Annotated in this window: 20 protein-coding genes; 18 read left to right on the top strand and 2 right to left on the bottom strand. The window is 36.6% G+C overall.

Annotation, left to right across the window (positions count from 1 at the left end; all coding sequences use genetic code 11):
* Positions 1 to 184 precede the first annotated feature (184 nt).
* The 8 genes from AC6CHR_RS08125 to AC6CHR_RS08090 all read left to right on the top strand — a co-directional run bounded on the left by AC6CHR_RS08125 (position 185) and on the right by AC6CHR_RS08090 (position 10,701).
* On the top strand, positions 185 to 2,746 hold the full coding sequence (locus tag AC6CHR_RS08125) for a vitamin B12-dependent ribonucleotide reductase (protein ID WP_498248088.1): 2,562 nt from the start codon (positions 185 to 187) through the stop codon (positions 2,744 to 2,746).
* Positions 2,747 to 3,068: 322 nt separating this feature from the next.
* On the top strand, positions 3,069 to 3,491 hold the full coding sequence (mntR, locus tag AC6CHR_RS08120; protein ID WP_498248087.1) for a transcriptional regulator MntR: 423 nt from the start codon (positions 3,069 to 3,071) through the stop codon (positions 3,489 to 3,491).
* Positions 3,492 to 3,880: 389 nt separating this feature from the next.
* The gene (locus tag AC6CHR_RS08115) at positions 3,881 to 4,891 is read left to right on the top strand and encodes an ABC transporter ATP-binding protein (RefSeq protein ID WP_498248086.1); all 1,011 of its coding nucleotides are present in this window, start codon (positions 3,881 to 3,883) and stop codon (positions 4,889 to 4,891) included.
* Positions 4,872 to 5,840 carry an ABC transporter ATP-binding protein gene (locus AC6CHR_RS08110; RefSeq protein WP_498248085.1) on the top strand — a complete coding sequence of 323 codons (969 nt, stop codon included), beginning with the start codon at positions 4,872 to 4,874 and terminating at the stop codon, positions 5,838 to 5,840. The genes AC6CHR_RS08115 and AC6CHR_RS08110 overlap by 20 nt, the downstream gene beginning before the upstream one ends.
* Positions 5,841 to 5,885: 45 nt before the next feature.
* On the top strand, positions 5,886 to 7,499 hold the full coding sequence (locus tag AC6CHR_RS08105) for an ABC transporter substrate-binding protein (RefSeq protein WP_498248084.1): 1,614 nt from the start codon (positions 5,886 to 5,888) through the stop codon (positions 7,497 to 7,499).
* A gap of 138 nt (positions 7,500 to 7,637) precedes the next feature.
* Positions 7,638 to 8,645 (top strand): ABC transporter permease, encoded by a 1,008-nt coding sequence (locus AC6CHR_RS08100; RefSeq protein ID WP_498248083.1) that lies wholly within the window; start codon positions 7,638 to 7,640, stop codon positions 8,643 to 8,645.
* A 22-nt stretch (positions 8,646 to 8,667) separates the two neighbouring features.
* Positions 8,668 to 9,564, top strand: coding sequence for a nickel transporter permease (gene nikC, locus AC6CHR_RS08095; RefSeq protein WP_498248082.1), 897 nt, complete (start codon positions 8,668 to 8,670; stop codon positions 9,562 to 9,564).
* Between the two features lie 249 nt (positions 9,565 to 9,813).
* Positions 9,814 to 10,701 carry a patatin-like phospholipase family protein gene (locus tag AC6CHR_RS08090; protein ID WP_498248081.1) on the top strand — a complete coding sequence of 296 codons (888 nt, stop codon included), beginning with the start codon at positions 9,814 to 9,816 and terminating at the stop codon, positions 10,699 to 10,701.
* 60 nt (positions 10,702 to 10,761) lie between these two features.
* On the opposite strand, the gene AC6CHR_RS08085 is transcribed toward AC6CHR_RS08090, so the two are convergent.
* On the bottom strand, positions 10,762 to 11,145 hold the full coding sequence (locus AC6CHR_RS08085) for an SA1362 family protein (protein ID WP_498248080.1): 384 nt from the start codon (positions 11,143 to 11,145) through the stop codon (positions 10,762 to 10,764).
* Positions 11,146 to 11,336: 191 nt separating this feature from the next.
* The gene (locus AC6CHR_RS08080; protein WP_498248079.1) at positions 11,337 to 12,287 is read right to left on the bottom strand and encodes a DUF1385 domain-containing protein; all 951 of its coding nucleotides are present in this window, start codon (positions 12,285 to 12,287) and stop codon (positions 11,337 to 11,339) included.
* 575 nt (positions 12,288 to 12,862) lie between these two features.
* Here AC6CHR_RS08080 and AC6CHR_RS08075 point away from each other — a divergent pair.
* The 10 genes from AC6CHR_RS08075 to spoIIIAE all read left to right on the top strand — a co-directional run bounded on the left by AC6CHR_RS08075 (position 12,863) and on the right by spoIIIAE (position 19,821).
* Positions 12,863 to 13,393, top strand: coding sequence for a YqhR family membrane protein (locus AC6CHR_RS08075; RefSeq protein WP_498248078.1), 531 nt, complete (start codon positions 12,863 to 12,865; stop codon positions 13,391 to 13,393).
* A 180-nt stretch (positions 13,394 to 13,573) separates the two neighbouring features.
* Positions 13,574 to 14,014: a type II 3-dehydroquinate dehydratase gene (aroQ, locus tag AC6CHR_RS08070; protein ID WP_498248077.1), complete on the top strand. Its 441-nt coding sequence runs from the start codon at positions 13,574 to 13,576 to the stop codon at positions 14,012 to 14,014.
* Positions 14,011 to 15,075 carry a M24 family metallopeptidase gene (locus AC6CHR_RS08065; RefSeq protein ID WP_498248076.1) on the top strand — a complete coding sequence of 355 codons (1,065 nt, stop codon included), beginning with the start codon at positions 14,011 to 14,013 and terminating at the stop codon, positions 15,073 to 15,075. The genes aroQ and AC6CHR_RS08065 overlap by 4 nt, the downstream gene beginning before the upstream one ends.
* A 70-nt stretch (positions 15,076 to 15,145) precedes the next feature.
* Positions 15,146 to 15,703 carry an elongation factor P gene (efp, locus tag AC6CHR_RS08060; protein WP_498248075.1) on the top strand — a complete coding sequence of 186 codons (558 nt, stop codon included), beginning with the start codon at positions 15,146 to 15,148 and terminating at the stop codon, positions 15,701 to 15,703.
* 313 nt (positions 15,704 to 16,016) lie between these two features.
* A complete protein-coding gene (locus AC6CHR_RS08055) occupies positions 16,017 to 16,298 on the top strand; it encodes a YqhV family protein (protein WP_498248074.1) in 282 nt (93 codons plus the stop codon).
* Positions 16,299 to 16,442: 144 nt separating this feature from the next.
* Positions 16,443 to 17,360, top strand: coding sequence for a stage III sporulation protein AA (gene spoIIIAA / locus AC6CHR_RS08050; RefSeq protein ID WP_498248073.1), 918 nt, complete (start codon positions 16,443 to 16,445; stop codon positions 17,358 to 17,360).
* Positions 17,361 to 17,876 carry a stage III sporulation protein SpoIIIAB gene (gene spoIIIAB, locus AC6CHR_RS08045; protein WP_498248072.1) on the top strand — a complete coding sequence of 172 codons (516 nt, stop codon included), beginning with the start codon at positions 17,361 to 17,363 and terminating at the stop codon, positions 17,874 to 17,876.
* A 21-nt stretch (positions 17,877 to 17,897) separates the two neighbouring features.
* Positions 17,898 to 18,104 carry a stage III sporulation protein AC gene (spoIIIAC, locus tag AC6CHR_RS08040; protein ID WP_498248071.1) on the top strand — a complete coding sequence of 69 codons (207 nt, stop codon included), beginning with the start codon at positions 17,898 to 17,900 and terminating at the stop codon, positions 18,102 to 18,104.
* A 12-nt stretch (positions 18,105 to 18,116) separates the two neighbouring features.
* Positions 18,117 to 18,506, top strand: coding sequence for a stage III sporulation protein AD (spoIIIAD, locus tag AC6CHR_RS08035; RefSeq protein WP_498248204.1), 390 nt, complete (start codon positions 18,117 to 18,119; stop codon positions 18,504 to 18,506).
* 112 nt (positions 18,507 to 18,618) lie between these two features.
* A complete protein-coding gene (gene spoIIIAE, locus AC6CHR_RS08030) occupies positions 18,619 to 19,821 on the top strand; it encodes a stage III sporulation protein AE (RefSeq protein ID WP_498248070.1) in 1,203 nt (400 codons plus the stop codon).

The following is a 19,821-nucleotide window of genomic DNA, read 5'->3' as shown; positions in this document are numbered from 1 at the left end:
GTTCAAATGCGTTTTTCCTTTGCTTTTTAATAAGTTAGTGATTTGACAAACTAGGTATAAGTTGACCTAAAAACTATATATAGTATTAAGGGTAAAAAAAGAGATACTATATATTGATTTTTGTAGGGCGTTATGATAAATTAACAGAAGATTTAATAGAGAGAGATATAGAGGAGTTGTTTTAATGACTGTTGTTACTGAGCAGAAGATGGTTTTAAATGTACAGAAATTAAATAATGATATTTCTGCATTTTCACAGGTCCATCCAATTACAAATGATATGAAATTAACCCACCAAGGTGTTTCAAGACTTGTTATGCTTGATCGTTACACGTTTAAGGATACCGAGAAAATCACACTATCTGAAGGTGACTTTGTTGTTCTCACAATTAAAGAGGATCCTAAGTTCCCAGCTAGAGGACTTGGCTACATTAAAGATATAGATTGGCAAGCTAAAACAGCAAATGTACTAATTGATGAAGAGTATCGCCATTCTTTAGACAAACCTGAGGAAATGGAAACAGGTATTGTTAATCGCTCGTTAGACGTCATTGAGAAACCACTTGAAATCTTTTACGAACAAATTGCAAAACGTAATGCAACGGGATTAGCATCGGTGGAAACAACTGAGGAAAAACGGAAAGAGTGGTTTGAAAAGTTTTATCAAGAGTTAGTAAACTTGAACTTTATTCCAGCAGGGCGTGTTTTATACGGAGCTGGTGCTGGAACAGATGTTACCTATTTTAATTGTTATGTGATGCCATTTGTTAAGGATTCACGCGAAGGGATTTCAGAGCATCGTAAGCAAGTCATGGAAATCATGAGTCGCGGTGGTGGTGTTGGAACAAATGGGTCAACTTTACGACCTCGTAACACCCTAGCTCGTGGAGTAAATGGTAAGTCAAGTGGTTCGGTTTCTTGGTTAGATGATATTGCGAAATTAACACATCTAGTCGAACAAGGAGGAAGCCGCAGAGGAGCACAAATGATCATGCTCGCTGACTGGCATCCAGACATTATTGAATTTATTATTTCAAAGATGCAAAACCCAAGAATTCTTCGTTTTCTAATTGAAAACACGAAAGATGAAGCAATAAAAAAATATGCACAGGATCGACTTAAATTCACTCCTCTAACACAACATGAAATTGATATGTATCAAGGAATTATCAATTATAAACAAATACCAGGTACAGGTGGATTTAGTGAAAAAGTTATTAAAGATGCAGAAGTTAAGCTCCGTACAGGTGGTACTTACAGTGTTCATAATTCAGAGTTTTTAACAGGAGCAAACATATCTATTACCTTAACTAAGGACTTTATGGATGCTGTTGAAAATGATGAGGACTATGATTTACGCTTTCCAGATGTCGAGAGCTATAATAAAGAAACCATGAACGAGTACAATGAAAATTGGTATAAGGTTGGAGATGTACGTGAATGGGAAAAGCAAGGGTATAAAATTCGTACGTATCGCAAAATTAAAGCGAAAGAACTTTGGAATTTAATCAATATTTGTGCAACATACTCAGCAGAGCCTGGTATCTTCTTTATTGATAATGCGAATGAAATGACAAATGCGAAAGCATACGGACAACAAGTTGTTGCAACGAATCCATGTGGAGAACAACCTCTCGCACCATATTCAGTTTGTAACTTAGCTGCTGTAAACCTAGCAGAAATGGTAAACAAAGAAACAAAAACGGTTGATTTTGAGAAACTGCGTAACACAGTAGAAGTCGGTGTAAGAATGCAGGATAATGTCATTGATGCTACACCATATTTCTTAGCGGAAAACAAACATCAAGCACTTGGTGAGCGTCGTGTTGGACTTGGTGTAATGGGCTTACATGATCTGCTTATTTATTGTGAAACTGAGTATGGGTCTGAAGAAGGCAATCAATTAGTTGATCAAGTATTTGAAACAATTGCAACGTCAGCTTATCGAACTTCAATTGACCTTGCGAAAGAAAAGGGAAGTTTTCCTTTCTTAGTTGGCAAAGAAAATACTGACACGAATAGTCTACGTGAAGCATTTACACAAACTGGATTTATGAGTAAAATGCCTTCTGATATATTAGAAGGTGTCAAAGAGTACGGAATTCGAAATTCACATCTATTAACTGTTGCTCCAACTGGATCCACAGGAACAATGGTTGGCGTTTCAACAGGTTTAGAGCCTTATTTCTCGTTCTCTTACTTCCGTAGTGGTCGTCTTGGGAAGTTTATAGAGGTAAAAGCAGATATCGTTCAAGAATATTTAGATCAACATCCAGAAGCAGACACTAACAACCTACCATCATGGTTCGTATCTGCAATGGAACTAGCGCCAGAAGCACATGCAGATGTACAATGTGTGATCCAACGTTGGATTGATAGTTCAATAAGTAAAACAGTTAATGCTCCAAAAGGTTATACAGTAGAACAAGTTGAGAAAGTTTACGAGCGTTTATATAATGGTGGTGCCAAAGGTGGTACAGTTTATGTAGATGGAAGTCGTGACACTCAAGTGCTAACATTGAAAGCAGAAGAAAACACATTTGACGAGACTGAGGAATCAGTTGAACCTAAAGAAAAAGGAAAAGTCGTTCTTGTCGATACAATCAATGCCTTACGCTCGACAGATGTAACAATCGGCAATGAAGTTGGCGATAAATGTCCTGTTTGTCGTGAAGGCACTGTAGAGGATCTAGGCGGATGTAATACATGTACTAGCTGTGGTGCTCAGCTGAAATGTGGTTTATAATTTTTTCGTAAAAAGGGTCTGACTATGTCAGGCTCTTTTTAAAGTATATGAAATTAAAATTTTTTATACTGTGGATAAGCGCTTTCGACATCCAGATCCAGTGGTCTGACTTTGAAAGAGACGGTGCCAGTCCCTCGCATAAGCCACTAATGAATTGAAGATAAAAGAACATTTCTATTTATAAGTGTCTTATGATTATCGGGACTGAACAGGAGCTTGAGCTTTTGCTTATTACTGTTTGTATCCCTTGTAAAGGAAGTTATTCTCATGTAAAATTAATATGATTTCGTTATCAAAAGAACGGCAATTTGGAGGGGACCGCATGCCAACACCCAGCATGGAAGATTATATAGAACAAATATATTTATTAATAGAAGATAAAGGATATGCTCGTGTTTCAGACATTGCAGAAGCATTGGCTGTTCATCCCTCCTCAGTCACAAAGATGGTTCAAAAATTAGATAAAGATGAATATTTAATCTATGAGAAGTATCGTGGACTTGTTTTAACTGTAAAAGGGAAAAAGACAGGGAAACGTCTTGTCTATCGCCATGAATTGCTTGAACAATTCTTAAAAATTATTGGCGTTGATGAAGATAAGATCTATAATGATGTTGAAGGAATTGAGCATCATTTGAGTTGGAATGCAATCGACCGCATAGGTGACCTTGTTCAATACTTTGAAGATAATGAACAAAGAGTGGATACATTACGAAACATCCAAAAAAATAATGAAGAACAATAAAATAGTATAAATGAAAATGCCGTACTTGTAGGTGAAACTACTAGTACGGCATTTTTTTGTTGAAATTCTGATTAGAGACGATTTTCACATAATAGATCCGGGAGAAAAATACTATTGTAATTATTTTTCTGAAAAAACTTTTTGACGGAGCTTAATTAAGAGGATAATTGCAGATCTTTTATTGAACAAAGGAGACTCCTGTGAACTAACTCTTTAAAGTGAAAGTGCTTTAAAGCAATAAATAGGACTAAATCGATTGTCGAAAAGTTATTGAACCTATCCGACAAGTTTTGGCAATGAAGGAAAAAAGAATGTGTCATAATTGTCCATATTCCAATTTGTTATATTTTAATAATGATAAGTTTTTCAATATAGGAGGAGGTGATGGTGTGAATAGACCAATTCTGCAAATAAAGAATTTGAAAGTGTCTTTTCTTACGGATAAAAAATTAATACCTGCAGTAAACGGGATTAGTATTGATTTAGTTAAAGGAGAGATAGTAGGAATTGTAGGTGAATCAGGTAGTGGAAAAAGCGTTACATCACTATCAATTATGGGGCTTATTCCATGTCCTCCCGGAGAAATTGTACAGGGTGAAATTGTATTTGAAGGAAGAGATTTAACTAAGTTAAACGAACAGGAAATGAGGAAAATTAGAGGTAATCAAATATCGATGATTTTTCAAGAGCCTATGACATCATTAAATCCTTTATTTTCAGTTGGGAATCAATTGATAGAAGCACTCCGATTACATACGAATCTATCAAAAGTAGAAGCCCATAAGCGATCTATTGATTTGATTACATTAGTAGGGATTCCAAGAGCTGAACAAATTATTAAAGAATACCCACACCAGCTCTCAGGTGGAATGCGACAAAGGGTAATGATTGCAATGGCGATGGCCTGTAATCCTGAACTTTTGATAGCAGATGAACCAACAACAGCACTTGATGTAACCATTCAAGCGCAAATATTAACTCTTATGAAGGACCTTAACAAACAAACTAATACATCAATTCTTCTCATTACGCATGATTTAGGTGTTGTTGCGGAAATTTGTGACCGGGTGATCGTTCTGTATGCTGGTCAAATTGTCGAACAAGGGGACGTCCGTACTATTTTAAAGGAACCGAAGCATCCTTATACAAAGGGTTTATTAAAATCGGTTCCAGATTTAAGAAAAAGGTCAGATCGCTTATATAGCATTCCTGGTAATGTACCTAGACCTGGAAGCGTTAAACAGGGTTGTCAATTTGCAGCTAGATGTGAGGAAATGTTTAAGCGTTGTCATGAAGAAGCACCAAAGTTATACAAAATGGCAAATCAAGGCCACGATGTTCGATGCTTCCTACATTCAACTGCTGAGGAGGAGAATGAATTTGTCGGAACTACTTCTTGAGGTAAATGGTTTGAAGAAATATTTTCCTATAACAGGTGGGATTTTTGATAAAAAAATAGGTGAAGTAAAGGCAGTCGATGACGTTTCGTTTTTTGTGAAGAAAGGCGAAACATTGGGAATCGTTGGGGAAAGTGGGTGTGGTAAATCAACGACAGGGCGGCTGCTTTTACGTCTATTAGATGCTAGTGGTGGACAGGTTCTTTTTGAAAATCAAGAGATTACGAGTATGTCAAAAAAAGAACTTAGGAAAATTCGTAGAGATATTCAAATGGTTTTTCAAGACCCATATGCTTCATTAAATCCGAGAGACACCATTGAAAAAATACTAGAAGAACCGCTAATTGTTCATGGAATATGTGGAAAAGATGAACGGAAAAAGAAAGTGGAAGAAATGTTGGAGATTGTTGGGCTAGGTAGTTTTCATAAGAGAAGATACCCACATCAATTCAGTGGCGGACAAAGGCAACGGATAGGGATTGCAAAAGCATTGATGACAAGACCTAAATTAGTCATTGCTGATGAACCTGTATCTGCTTTAGATGTTTCCATTCAAGCACAGATTCTAAACTTACTGAAAGATATTCAAAAAGAGTTCCAGCTTACCATACTATTTATTGCCCATGACCTAGGTGTTGTACGGCATATAAGTGACCGTGTTGGTGTGATGTATCTAGGAAGATTAATTGAATTAGCGGATAGTGAGGAACTTTATGAAAATGCAATGCATCCATATACAAAAGCACTTCTCGCTTCAGTCCCTATCCTTGATCCGGATAGAAAACGAGATGTCATTAAGATCGAAGGTGAAATCCCAAGTCCTTCAAATCCACCTTCAGGTTGTGCTTTCCACACTAGGTGTTCAGAAAGTATCGAAATTTGTAAAACGTCAAGACCAGAATACCGTAGTTTAGATGGTCATTATGTTGCCTGTCACTTATACAATGATTGACTTGCAACAATTATGATAAAAAAATAAATCTGGGGGTATGCGTGAATGACAAAGAAGTTATGTAAAGTGTTCCTTGTATCGTTTTTGGCCTTAACCCTACTACTCGTCGGCTGTAGTAATTCAAATCAAGAAACAGATGGCAAGGAAGCAACACCTGCAAATAACGACAAAAAGAAAGATACACTGGTATTTGGTCGTGGAGGGGATTCAACTTCACTTGATCCAATAAGCACGACAGAAGGGGAAACATTCAAGGTAACGGAGAATATCTTTGAGACCTTGCTAGAGTATGGAGACCAAGATACGACGTTACATCCAGGTCTTGCTGAAAAGTGGGAAGTATCTGATGATGCACTCACCTATACATTAACCCTTCGTCAAGGGGTGAAATTTCATGATGGTACAGACTTTAATGCTGAGGCAGTCCTATTTAATTTTAATCGTTGGATGCAGGGAAATGAGGACGATTTTCCTTATTATACAATGTTTGGTGGCTACCAAGGTGAGGATGGTCACGTGATTAAAGAAGTAAATGCAACAGATGAATATACTGTCCAATTTGTTCTAAATAGACCACAGGCTCCTTTTTTAAAAAATCTAGCAATGTCTCCATTTGGAATTTCTAGTCCTGCTGCTATAGAGAAATTTGGAGATAAATATAGAGAGAATCCTGTTGGAACTGGCCCATTTAAGTTTGTTGAATGGAAACAGAATGATCGAATTGTTCTTGAAAAAAATGAAGATTATTGGTTACCAGACTACCCGAAACTGAACCAAGTTATTTTCCGAGTTATTCCGGAAAACACCGCACGTCTTAACGCGTTAGTAAATGGTGAAATCGATCTGATAGATGGTGTGAACAATGCCGATGAAACTATGGTCACAAGTAATGATAATCTCCAATTAATTGAGCGTCCTTCAATGAACGTGGGTTATATTGGGTTTACCACGAACCGACCACCATTTGATAATAAACTTGTTCGCCAGGCTTTGAGTCATGCAATTGACAAACAATCAATTATCGACGCGTTCTATGGTGGAAAAGCAGAGGTTGCTAAAAATCCGCTCCCACCATCGGTTGAAGGATATAATGATTCGATCAAGGATTATCCCTTTGATCTTGATAAAGCAAAACAGCTATTAACGGAAGCTGGTTATCCAGATGGTTTTGAAATGGATCTATGGGCAATGCCTGTTGCACGTCCTTATATGCCAGAGGGGATGAAAGTGGCTGAGGTGATCCAGGCATCTTTTGCTGAAATAGGAGTCAAAGCAGAAATTCAATCAGTAGATTGGGCGACGTATCTAGATAAGGCAGTAAAAGGTGAGTTTGATGCCTATATGTTAGGTTGGACAGGTGATAACGGTGATCCAGATAACTTCCTATATACATTACTAGATAAAGATAGTATAGGAAGTAACAATTATTCTTTTTATAGTAATGATGACTTGCATGAGGTACTTATTAAAGCCCAAACAGAGATAGACCAAAATAATCGTAATGACTTATACAAACAAGCTCAAGAAATAATTCATGAGGATGCTCCTTGGGTTCCACTCGTTCATTCAACTCCATTACTTGCTGGAACGAGTGATATTGTCAACTATTTACCACATCCTACAGGTTCAGAAGCATTTACAAAAGTTGAGTTTAAATAATGTTCAAGGAGAGGGGAGCTTTTGGGCTCTCCTTTTGTAGCCACGTTTTTTTCTATGACCAATGTTAATCAATTGTTTTAGATATGTAAAACAGCAGAGGTGTAAATATTAATACTTTGTTAAATGAGAGGTGATTACATGTTTACATATACTGTACGTCGTATATGCTCATTGCTACCTGTTTTACTAGGTATGACATTTATTGTTTTTGCTATTATACGGGCGATACCTGGTAATCCTGCACAGGTCATTCTAGGTCAAAAGGCAACGAAGGAGGCTATTGCTACCCTAACAAGTGAATTAGGTCTAGATAAACCTTGGTATACCCAATATGTTGATTACATTAAAGAGCTATTTACGGGAGACTTGGGGACATCACTTAGAACGAGAGGCCCTATTAATGAAGAGATATGGCCTTATTTAGCAGCAACGATTGAATTGGCATTTGTAGCAATGATTATCGCTATTTTTATTGGTGTGAATGCAGGAATTATCAGTGCGTGGTTTTCAAAATCATGGTTTGATTATCTTGCTATGATATTAGCGCTTGTAGGTGTTTCAATGCCGATATTCTGGTTGGGTTTAATGGAGCAATGGGCATTTTCTATTGAATTAGGTTGGCTCCCGACTACAGGGAGGGAAAATGTTCGTGACCCAGTTATGGCGATAACCAATATTTATTTAATTGACACATTACTTCACTGGAGATTTGATCAATTTGGTCAGGTAGTTCAGCATTTAATTTTGCCAAGCTTGGCGTTAGCAACAATACCTATGGCAATCATTGCAAGAATGACTCGATCTTCAATGCTCGAGGTAATGAAATCAGATTATATTCGTACAGCAAGAGCAAAGGGTGTATCTATGTTCTGGGTGGTGTATAAGCATGCTCTGAGAAATGCAATTATCCCTGTTTTAACGGTTATTGGATTACAAACAGGTTTGTTGTTAGGGGGAGCGATTTTAACCGAAACGATTTTTGGCTGGCCAGGTATCGGGAGGTATCTCTATGATGCCATTGGATATCGAGATTATCCGGTTATACAGTCTGGAATTCTTATTATTGCTACCATTTTTGTGGTAATTAACCTTATAGTAGATTTATTATATGCAGTAATAGACCCACGTATAAAGTACCAAAAATAACAGAAAGAGGGGTGATTAAACGATGGCAGAGCTATCGAATAACACTTCAAGGTTGAGGATATCAAATGTAGAAGACGATGTAACATCTCCATGGAAAGAAGCTTGGCAATCCTTTTGTAACAATAAATTAGCAGTCTTCGGATTAGGGATTGTTATCTTTTTTGTCATCCTAGCGATCCTTGCCCCTTTAATAGCACCATATGGATTTAGGGAGCAGGAACTATCAAAACGGTTGCTAGCACCATCAAGTGAACATTTTTTTGGCACAGATGACTTTGGCAGAGATATTTTTTCGAGAATTGTTTACGGAGCAAGAATTTCATTATGGATTGGTTTCATTTCAGTCTTAGGTTCCGCTATAGTCGGTACAATGCTAGGGGTTATCGCGGGTTATTATGGTAAGTGGGTAGATACTGTTATCTCACGGATATTTGATATTTTGTTAGCTTTCCCAAGTATTTTATTAGCAATTGCAGTGGTAGCGATCCTGGGTCCATCCTTACAAAATGCATTAATAGCTATAGCGATTATAAACATTCCGAATTTTGGAAGACTTGTTAGGTCAAAAGTGCTTAGCGTGAAACATGAAGAATATATAATGGCTGCCAGAGCAGTTGGAATGAAGGATGCCAGAATATTACTTCGACATATCCTGCCTAATAGTATGACACCTATTATTGTACAAGGAACACTTGCAATCGCAACAGCAATAATTGAAGCAGCAGCATTAGGTTTTCTAGGGTTAGGTGCTCAGGCACCGGCGCCAGAATGGGGGAAAATGTTGGCTGATTCAAAACAATATTTAGTCCAAGCACCATGGACACTTTTTTTTCCGGGACTTGCGATTATGTTAACAGTGTTAGGATTTAATTTAATGGGGGATGGGTTAAGAGATGTATTAGATCCTAAAATGAAGTAACGAATAGGCACGATCAACCCCGAATTAACAGCTATAGATATCAGGTTGATCGTGTTAAAGGAAATTAATTAGATCATGTTTTATCAGTGGGTTACTTAACAGGAGTTAAGAGTAATGAGACGGTTTCTCTCTTAATAAAACATTCCAGAATGTCCAGTTGAAATGGCCTTGTGATTTGCCAACTTTGGTATTTAGATTGGTCTATTTTATCTTCTTTGTTCTTACACTATAAAGTAGGAGGGGAAGACAATGTACATTGATGGTGTTTTCTCAGGTGGTGGTATTAAAGGTTTCGCACTGATCGGTGCTTATCAAGCAGTTGAAGAAAAAGGTCTGGAATTCAAGTGTTTAGCGGGAACGAGTGCAGGTTCAATTATCGCTGCCTTTATTGTCGCTGGATATAAAGGTGAAGAAATTTTAGAAATGATGGATGAAGTTGATTTAAAGATGTTTCTTGATGAACGAAAATCTTTCCTACCATTTCTCTTAACAAAATGGATTTCGTTATACTGGAAGCTTGGCTTATATAGAGGAAATAAACTTGAAGAATGGCTTATTGCAAAACTAAAACAAAAGGGGATTTCAACTTTTGCAGATATTCCAGCTAATTCATTGAGAGTTGTTGCTTCTGACTTAACGAATGGACGTTTAATTGTTTTACCAGATGATCTTCATAGATATGGGATAAACCCTGAATCATTTTCAGTAGCGAGAGCTGTCCGAATGAGCAGCAGCATACCTTACTTTTTTGAGCCTGTAAGGCTTGCATCTTCAACTGGTGTTAATATTATTGTTGATGGTGGTGTACTAAGTAATTTCCCAATATGGTTATTTTACCAAAATAAAGAGCCTTTTAAAACAAGGCCAGTTCTTGGTATCAAGCTTAGTTCGGACGAACAGGAACGACCAAAAAGAAAGATTAATAATGCCTTTGATATGTATGGGGCGTTATTTGAGACCATGAAGGATGCACACGACAGTAGACATATTTCTAGTAGACATGAGAAAGACATTGTATTTTTACCTGTAGACCACATTATTTCTACTGAGTTTGAACTAAATGAACAAAAAAAACTAGCTCTAATTGAGCTAGGAAGAAGTAAAACCAAGGAATTTTTAAAAAGTTGGTCCTATTAGAGTAATACCTGAAATGCAAACAATTTACTATATTTCAATTATTAAAACGATTCTGTGTAATTAAAATAACGCTCGGTTTTTCTTTTTGCCTTTTTTCCCTTCTATCACTGTTAAATGTGATGGTTGTTTTTTCTTTTTTATAGCAGAGGTTTTTATTGATCTTTTTGCCTGCGAAATATTTTTAACGTTTGAAGTAAAGGCGCGATTGTCGTTAAAACGTCTTTTTGATTTTTTGGCCGCTTTGGCATAGGAAGAATATTCTTTGCCACCCATTCGCTTTCTGATATATAGTCGATAAATAAGATAAATTATACCAGCTATTGCAGCGTATATGGCGATCTGTTTTATTAACCACATTGGATTAGATACTAGTATTGTAATCAGTCCAACAGCACCTAATAAAATAATTGCAAAGACGATTCCATTTATCACACGACGATTCATTAAACCACCTCCAAGAAAAGATACCAATCATAGTTTATTTACAAGTAATGCTATATCAAAAATGAAGGGGATGGAGCAATAAGGGGTATATCCAATTTCAGAGCTACCCATTCGTTTTGCTTCGTCCGTTTTCCTTCATATGATAAACGATAAGATGATATTCTTCAGCGTAACGGTAAAAATATGCCAACTTAAACGATTTTTTCAGCTAATGCTGATTCAGTTTCCTTTTCCATACGCATTAGCTCATTAAAGCTTGCAATTGCTACATCGACCTGATCATCAGAGGGTTCTTTCGTTGTTAATAACTGTAGCCAAAGACCAGGGTAACCTAAATAACGTAAAATAGGAACATCACGGAGTTTATTGGTTAATTGTAGTACCTCAAAAGAGATTCCTAGAACAACTGGTATTAATGCCAAACGGTTGGCAACTCGTAACCATAATGGATCTAAGGGAACAAGGGTATAAACAAAAACCCCAACAATTACTGTAAATATAATAAAGCTGCTTCCACATCTAAAGTGTAATCGAGAGCTGTCTTGTACGTTAGCAACTGTAAGTGGTAAATTGTTTTCGTAGGCATTGATTACTTTATGTTCTGCACCGTGATATTGAAACACACGTTTAATTAGCGGTGTAAACGATATAGCATATATATATGCTAATAGAAGCAAAAGTTTGAAAGCGCCTTCTACAAGAATTTGCCCGAAATCCGATGGAACCAAAGGTCGCATAAAGGTTGCCAAAAAGACAGGAAGAAGCGTGAAGATAACTTTTCCAAGGAAAAAGGAAAGTACCCCAATTGCAGCGATCCCAAGCCACATTGTTAGTTTAGAATCTTGTTGACTTTTATCTTCATTTAACTTTGCGTCATCTTTAGGATCAACTTCATAACGTTCTGTAGCAAAATTCAAATGTTTTGAACCGTTGGCGCTTGATTCTATAATCGCAATAATGCCTCTAACGAATGGAATCTTTTTCAATTTTGATAGGACAGGCTGTTTTTTTCTGGGTAAATGATAATAATCAATGGATTGATCATTTCTTCGAATAGCTGTTACATAATGATGTTTGCCGCCAAACATAACTCCCTCAATAACAGCTTGCCCACCATATGCGGGCTTTTTTTGATTTGACATGTGACACCAACCTATCTATTCTGATTATTTCAGTCAACAACATAAAACAGTGTTTAACTATTATCTCTATAATACAGAATTTATAGCGAAACCTCTAGAGTGATGTTCAGAATAGAGTGGTTAAGATTAAAATTATGTGCACTTTTTGAACGGATCTTATTTTTAAGAATAAAATTCCCTTCATGTTTGCGTTATTATAGGGAATGTCGTGCAAATTGGCTTCATCCGTAAATGATAATTTTTCTGGGAATTATCCCTTTATTTACATTATACCCATGCTTTTCATTACTAGACATGTAATTTTGTTTCTTGATATAAGTAAAGAAAGAAGCACGTTTATCGGCGACAAGTATAAGACATGCCAGTTGGAAGGTTGCGCTGGTTAAAGGTCTGGATGGAATGTCTTATGATATGGGTTTAATTATTTCTCTCGAGCCGATGGCACATGGATCAAGACACAATACTAAGTACAAATACCTACATATACAAATAAACTTTAGAGCAACATTTATAAAAAAATCGGTTGAAAACATGTCTGATGAAAAAGTGGACATAGTAGTAATGGAGGTGTAATTATGGCGGAATATAAAGAAAATATAGGTGATGAAAATGAGGGTAATGAAAATCCGGAGTTGGAGCAAAATAAAAAAGAAAAACCTACTTCTCAAATTGGTAAAGTGATTGTAATAGGTTTTATTGGCGGAGTGTTTTGGAGTTTGTTAGCATACTTGGCTTCAATATTAAATTTCACAAAAATTAGTCCAAATCTGATTCTCCAGCCTATTGCAGTTGGGAATTGGAAAAGTGGTACTCTCGGGGAATTCATCGGGATTGCCCTTATTGGTGTATTATCGATCGGTGTTGCATTAATATATTATGGCGTATTTAAGAAATTCAAATCGATGTATGTCGGAATGATTTATGGTGCAGCGTTATGGGGACTTGTCTTTTTTCTATTAAACCCAATGTTCCCAGATTTGCAATCTGTTTTTGAATTACCAAGGAGTACTCTTGTAACGACTATTTGTCTTTATATTTTATACGGTGTTTTTGTTGGGTACTCAATTTCGTTTGACTATAATGAGCTAAATGTAAGTAACAGTTAATAAAAAATAGTGTGAGTATGTTTAGATATGATAGAATGTTCATTAGTTGGACATTCTTTTTTATTTGTCCAGGAAATGCTAAGTTTCTTGTGCTGTATTGTATCAGAAGGACATTAATCTAAAAGAAAACAGCCTTTTATTCTTAATCGTATAACAATTGAAAAGAGGTGTAGTAATTATATGAAGACATTAGTGATAAATGGACCGAATTTAAATAGGCTAGGGTTGCGTGAACCAGAAATTTATGGATCCAAAACATTAACAGATCTAGAAAAGGATTTGTTAGCTCTTGGAGAGATTGAACAAATTGATATTACATGTTTCCAATCGAATCATGAAGGTGATATTATCGATGCCATTCATGAGGCAGAAGGGCAATATGATGGAATTGTCTTAAATCCTGGTGCGTTTACACATTACAGTTATGCGATTCGTGATGCTATTGCAAGCGTTACACTTCCAGTAGTTGAGGTGCATATATCAAATGTGCATGCAAGAGAAGAGTTTCGTCACACATCTATAACAGCTCCTGTAACAGTAGGACAAATTATCGGCTTAGGTTTTAAGGGGTATGAACTCGCACTGTTAGCACTAAAGGATAGAATAGGAGGAACTAAATGATGAAATTAGATCTTATCCGCAATCGCTTTAAGGACTTGTCTATTGATGGACTGTTAATTACAAGTGAATTTAATCGTAGATACATGACAGGCTTTACTGGAACTGCAGGGGTTGCCGTTATTTCTGAGGATCAAGCTGTGTTCATTACAGATTTTCGATATACCGAGCAGGCAGCTAAACAAATTAAAGAGTATGATATTGTTCAACATACCGGTACTATAATAGAAGAAGTTGCGACTATCGTTAAAAAACTAGGTATTAAAAAGCTAGGTTTTGAGCAAGACCATCTTACATATCAGGCTTATTCTTCATACAAAAAATCAATAAGAACTGCTGAGTTTGTCCCTGTATCAGGTGCAGTAGAAAAGTTACGCTTGATTAAGTCTCCAGCAGAGATTAAGATATTAAAGGAAGCTACGGAGATTGCTGATGCTGCGTATAAACATATTCTAACCTATGTTAGACCAGGATTAAAAGAAATCGAAGTGGCAAATGAGCTTGAATTTTTTATGAGGAAAAATGGTGCAGTTTCTTCATCATTTGATATTATTGTAGCTTCAGGGTATCGATCTGCCTTACCTCATGGAGTAGCTAGTGATAAAGTGATTGAAAACGGTGATTTTGTTACACTTGATTTTGGTGCATACTATAAGGGTTACTGCTCCGACATTACCAGAACATTTGCTGTTGGAGAACCGAGTGATGAGTTAAAGAAAATTTATGCAACCGTCTTGGAGGCACAATTACGCGGTATGAATGGTATAAAACCAGGAATGACGGGTAAAGAGGCGGATGCTCTTACACGGGATTATATAACAGAGCAAGGATTTGGGGAGTATTTTGGCCATTCAACAGGTCATGGTCTAGGGATGGAAGTGCATGAAAGTCCTGCACTATCATTCAGATCTGAGACAATCCTTAAACCTGGAATGGTTGTGACAGTTGAACCTGGTATTTACATAGCGGACCTAGGTGGCGTTAGAATAGAAGATGACACTGTTGTGACAGAAATCGGCAATGAATCACTTTCTCATTCACCAAAGAACCTTATTATTTTGTAAACGGTAAAACATACTACCAAGAACTATTAATGTTCTTGAGTGTTAGTTAGTTAATTTAGGAGGACATTTCATGATTTCAGTAAACGATTTTAAAACAGGGCTTACAATTGAGGTTGATAATGGAATATGGAGAGTAATGGATTTCCAACATGTAAAACCTGGTAAAGGTGCAGCTTTTGTTCGATCAAAACTTCGTAACCTTCGCACAGGAGCAGTACAAGAGAAAACTTTCCGTGCAGGCGAAAAAGTCGCAAAGGCTCAAATTGAAACACGAAAAATGCAATACCTTTATGCAAGTGGAGATCAACATGCATTCATGGATACTGAATCATATGATCAAATTGAAATACAATCATCTCAAATTGAGTATGAATTAAAATTCTTAACCGAAAACATGGAAATTCAAATTATGATGTTCGGTACAGAAACATTAGGTATTGAATTACCAAATACCGTTATATTAGAGGTTGCTGAAACAGAACCTGGAATTAAAGGTGATACTTCATCCGGTGGTACAAAAACAGCTGTATTGGAAACTGGATTATCTGTCCAAGTTCCATTCTTCGTTAATCAAGGAGATCGACTTATTATTAATACAAATGAAGCATCTTACGTTTCACGTGCATAATATAAGGAAAAAAAGTGGTGCCACTCTGGTGCTGCTTTTTTTATTGGATTTTTTGATTATGTAAGTTCATCTTTTTTAGAGTGATAACTCAAAAAGGTTTATTAGATATATTGAGGAAATCACTAATTGAACTCTTCTCCAGAACAAAATGACAATCCGTAAATCCAACCTCTACTGCTTTCCTATTCCAACTACTTTCACTTACCAATTTTTCTAGAAAAAATGTTTAAGAATACAAATGATTTCATTCATGAGTTGTCTAAATCTCCTTCTTCTAGCATATGTTGTACAAACCGTATTATAGGAGGTACACATGAGACGTTTTTTTTCCCATTTTGATTCTACAGTTTTAGCAATGGCAGGTTTACGATTTTTTTCAGCATCAATCGAATTAACTGCTGCAATTTTAATGCTCATGTTCAATGATGTTAAAAAGGCCGTAACGATTAACTCATTACTAGCAATTATCGGGCCTGTTATTTTTATTATTACGATGACGATAGGTATTTTCCATATTGCAGATCAATTATCATATGCTAAATTACTTTTTATTGGTCTTGGCGTGTTTTTTATTTTATTTGGTATTTATAAATGATCGTTAGCATAAAAGATAGAAGTGCTGAGAGTTAATAGTGGCATTAGATATTAGCCAAGGACAATACTACCTGACAATTAGTCATGATCATGGTCAAGCCTGCATACATTGAAAGTAACGAAATGATAACGAGGAGGAAGCGGTATGAAGGAAATAATTGAAATGCTTCCAGAATCAATTAGGAATCAAATAGAAACGATTCATCCTGCTAGTTTGGCCCGAATGGAAGAGATTCGTATTCGGGTGATGAAACGAGTTGAAGTAATCATATTGGGCAAGCCTGTGTTTCTTTCATATGTTGCGACGTATGAAGATGCTATTAATCTATTGAATGAACTTAGTCATTATTCTATTTATACCTTAGAGGAAGAGCTGAAAAAGGGCTATATAACTGTTCGTGGCGGTCATCGTGTAGGTCTTTCTGGTAGAGTGATTACAGAAAATGGACGAGTCAAAGCGATTCGTGATGTGACATCTTTCAATATTCGAATTGCTAAAGAGAAACTAGGAATAGCTGAACAGTACATTCCTTATCTATATAAAGAAAAATGGTTAAATACATTAATTATCGGACCACCACAAACGGGGAAAACAACATTGCTTCGAGATTTTGCTAGAGTCATCAGCAGTGGTCACCAGCAGATTCAATCAAATAAAGTAGGGATAGTAGATGAACGTTCAGAGATAGCAGGTTGTGTAAATGGTGTCCCTCAACATCAACTCGGTGAACGAATTGATGTCCTTGATGCGTGTCCAAAAGCAGAGGGTATGATGATGATGATCCGTTCTATGAGTCCGGATGTATTGGTTGTCGATGAGATTGGTACCAGAGAAGACGCAGAAGCAGTCATGGAGGCTGTTCATGCCGGAGTTCAATTATTTGTTACTGTGCACGGGTACCGTACCAGTGAACTTATCGCTCGTCCTACCTTGAAGTTGCTATTTGAATCAAATGTGTTCGACCGCTATATGGAATTATCTAGAAAAGATGGACCGGGAACAGTACAACAAATTCTTGATAAATGTGGTGAACATATCCGTATAGAAGGAAGCGTGACCTAAATGATTAAGTGGATGGGAGCGTTACTTATTATTCTCGCTACAACCTGGGCGGGCTTTGAAGCCGCCAAGCATTTAAGTGAAAGAACAAGGCAGCTTAGACAGTTGAAGGTAGCGCTTCAATCATTAGAAGCTGAAATTATGTATGGACATACATCATTAATAATTGCCGCGAAAAATATTTCAACACAATTACCAAAGCCCCTATCATGGTTTTTTGAGCAATTTTCAAACAAGCTAGTGAAGGGCCATACAAGTGTAAAGGGAGCTTGGGAGGAAAGTTTGAAAGATGTTTGGCGCTTCACAGCATTTAAACAAGGTGAATATGAAGTACTCAAACAATTTGGAGAAACACTTGGCCAACATGATCGAATCTCCCAGCAAAAGCATATAAAGTTAGCACTATCGCATTTAGAAAGGGAAGAAGCAGATGCGATTGACCGGCAAAATCGATATGAACGAATGATGAAAAGTTTAGGTGTGCTTTCAGGATTGCTTTTAGTCATTTTATTGATGTAGTAGTCGAAGGGAGAAGTCGCAATGGGCGTGGATATAAACATGATCTTTCAAATTGCCGGTATAGGAATCGTCGTTGCATTCCTTCACACAATTTTAGATCAAATGGGAAAAAAAGAATATGCACAGTGGGTCACACTAATTGGGTTTATATATATTTTGTTCATGGTAGCAACAATTGTTGACGATTTATTTAAAAAGATCAAATCTGTATTTCTTTTTCAAGGGTAAGGGGGGCTACTTATCGAAATCATTCAAATCGTTGGGCTTGGATTGATTACTACCTTTCTTGCCCTTATCGTAAAGGAGCAAAAGCCCACCTTTGCTTTTATGCTCGTTGTATTTGTAGGTTGTGTTATTTTTTTGTTTTTAATCGATCAAGTATATGAAATTATTCGAATGGTTGAACGGATCGCCTTAAATGCGAGCGTGAATCTTATCTATGTTGAAACCATTTTAAAAATAATCGGTATAGCTTATATCGCTGAATTTGGTGCACAAATCACGAAAGATGCTGGACAAGGCGCCATCGCTTCAAAGATTGAAATGGGAGGAAAAATTTTAATTTTAACAATGGCAATTCCGATTCTAACAGTTATTATTGAAACCGTTCTAGAAATGATTCCAGGTTAAAATAAAAGTAGGAAGTTAGTTAGCAAGAATAAAACGAAAACTCGTAAAATAACTCTATTTGAGTAAAGAAGTGGACTCATAAGGGGTTCTTCACAAAGTTGGAGGTGAATGAATGCGAACATATCTCATTCTTATTCTTATTTCTATTGCCCTAATAATCCCAATAAATGTACAAGCTGTTTCGTCACCTCAACAAACGGAAGAAACAGAAACGAAGAGCCCTGACCCTGCTACGATTGTCGAAGATCAAGTTGAGAGACTTGATATTAATGAAGTTAAGAGTTATTGGGATGCTGTTATGACGGAATATGGAGGATTTCTACCTGAAAGTCAAAAAGGAAGCCTCTATCAATTTTTAAGTGGTGAAAAGGAATTAAGTGTTCAGGAATGGATGAAAGCGTTTCTGAAATACTTATTTCATGAACTAATTGCAAATGGGAAACTATTAGGGACATTAATCTTACTTACTGTCTTTAGTATGCTTCTGCAATTATTACAAAATGCGTTTAACCAAAGTGCAGTTAGTAAGGTTGCCTATGCACTCGTGTATATGGTGTTAATTATCATCGCTCTAAATAGTTTTCATGTAGCTATTCAATATACAAATGATGCTATTCAATCAATGACCAACTTCATCCTTGCGTTAATCCCTCTTCTATTGGCTTTAATGGCTTCTTCAGGTGGATTAGTTTCAGCAGCGTTTTTTCACCCAGTGATCATTTTCTTAATGAATACGAGTGGATTGTTAATTCAAAATGTCGTGTTGCCCCTTCTGTTTCTTTCAGCATTACTAAATATCGTGAGCACCTTAACTGATCAATATAAAGTGACACAATTAGCTGGACTCCTAAGAAATATTAGCATTGGACTTTTAGCTTCATTTTTGACAATCTTTTTAGGTGTTATCTCAGTTCAAGGAGCTTCTGCGGCAGTAACTGATGGGATAACCATTCGAACGGCTAAATTTATTACAGGGAATTTTATTCCTGTTCTAGGTAGGATGTTTACCGATGCAACAGATACAGTGATTAGTGCTTCGATATTACTAAAAAATACAGTTGGTGTAATTGGCGTTGCTGTCTTGTTGTGTATTGCTGCATTTCCCGCAATAAAAGTATTGTCACTTGCGTTTATATATAAATTTGCTGCATCCATCTTACAGCCTTTGGGGGGAGGTCCTGTAATTGCTTGCTTAGATATTATAAGTAAGAGTGTCATCTATATTTTCGCTGCACTGGCTATTGTATCCCTCATGTTCTTTTTAAGCATAACAGTCATTATAGCTGCAGGGAATCTAACGATCATGATGAGATAG

The sequence above is a fragment of the Metabacillus sp. GQ13 genome (assembly GCF_059758525.1).
This window is presented reverse-complemented; position numbering and strand designations above follow the sequence as displayed.

Bases quoted from the DNA above. Each gene is read 5' to 3' on its own strand.
- AC6CHR_RS08125 (WP_498248088.1), top strand. From the start codon at position 185: ATGACTGTTGTTACTGAGCAGAAGATGGTTTTAAATGTACAGAAATTA.
- mntR (WP_498248087.1), top strand. From the start codon at position 3,069: ATGCCAACACCCAGCATGGAAGATTATATAGAACAAATATATTTATTA.
- AC6CHR_RS08105 (WP_498248084.1), top strand. From the start codon at position 5,886: ATGACAAAGAAGTTATGTAAAGTGTTCCTTGTATCGTTTTTGGCCTTA.
- AC6CHR_RS08100 (WP_498248083.1), top strand. From the start codon at position 7,638: ATGTTTACATATACTGTACGTCGTATATGCTCATTGCTACCTGTTTTA.
- nikC (WP_498248082.1), top strand. From the start codon at position 8,668: ATGGCAGAGCTATCGAATAACACTTCAAGGTTGAGGATATCAAATGTA.
- AC6CHR_RS08090 (WP_498248081.1), top strand. From the start codon at position 9,814: ATGTACATTGATGGTGTTTTCTCAGGTGGTGGTATTAAAGGTTTCGCA.
- AC6CHR_RS08085 (WP_498248080.1), bottom strand. From the start codon at position 11,145: ATGAATCGTCGTGTGATAAATGGAATCGTCTTTGCAATTATTTTATTA.
- AC6CHR_RS08080 (WP_498248079.1), bottom strand. From the start codon at position 12,287: ATGTCAAATCAAAAAAAGCCCGCATATGGTGGGCAAGCTGTTATTGAG.
- AC6CHR_RS08075 (WP_498248078.1), top strand. From the start codon at position 12,863: ATGGCGGAATATAAAGAAAATATAGGTGATGAAAATGAGGGTAATGAA.
- aroQ (WP_498248077.1), top strand. From the start codon at position 13,574: ATGAAGACATTAGTGATAAATGGACCGAATTTAAATAGGCTAGGGTTG.
- AC6CHR_RS08065 (WP_498248076.1), top strand. From the start codon at position 14,011: ATGATGAAATTAGATCTTATCCGCAATCGCTTTAAGGACTTGTCTATT.
- efp (WP_498248075.1), top strand. From the start codon at position 15,146: ATGATTTCAGTAAACGATTTTAAAACAGGGCTTACAATTGAGGTTGAT.
- AC6CHR_RS08055 (WP_498248074.1), top strand. From the start codon at position 16,017: ATGAGACGTTTTTTTTCCCATTTTGATTCTACAGTTTTAGCAATGGCA.
- spoIIIAA (WP_498248073.1), top strand. From the start codon at position 16,443: ATGAAGGAAATAATTGAAATGCTTCCAGAATCAATTAGGAATCAAATA.
- spoIIIAB (WP_498248072.1), top strand. From the start codon at position 17,361: ATGATTAAGTGGATGGGAGCGTTACTTATTATTCTCGCTACAACCTGG.
- spoIIIAC (WP_498248071.1), top strand. From the start codon at position 17,898: ATGGGCGTGGATATAAACATGATCTTTCAAATTGCCGGTATAGGAATC.
- spoIIIAE (WP_498248070.1), top strand. From the start codon at position 18,619: ATGCGAACATATCTCATTCTTATTCTTATTTCTATTGCCCTAATAATC.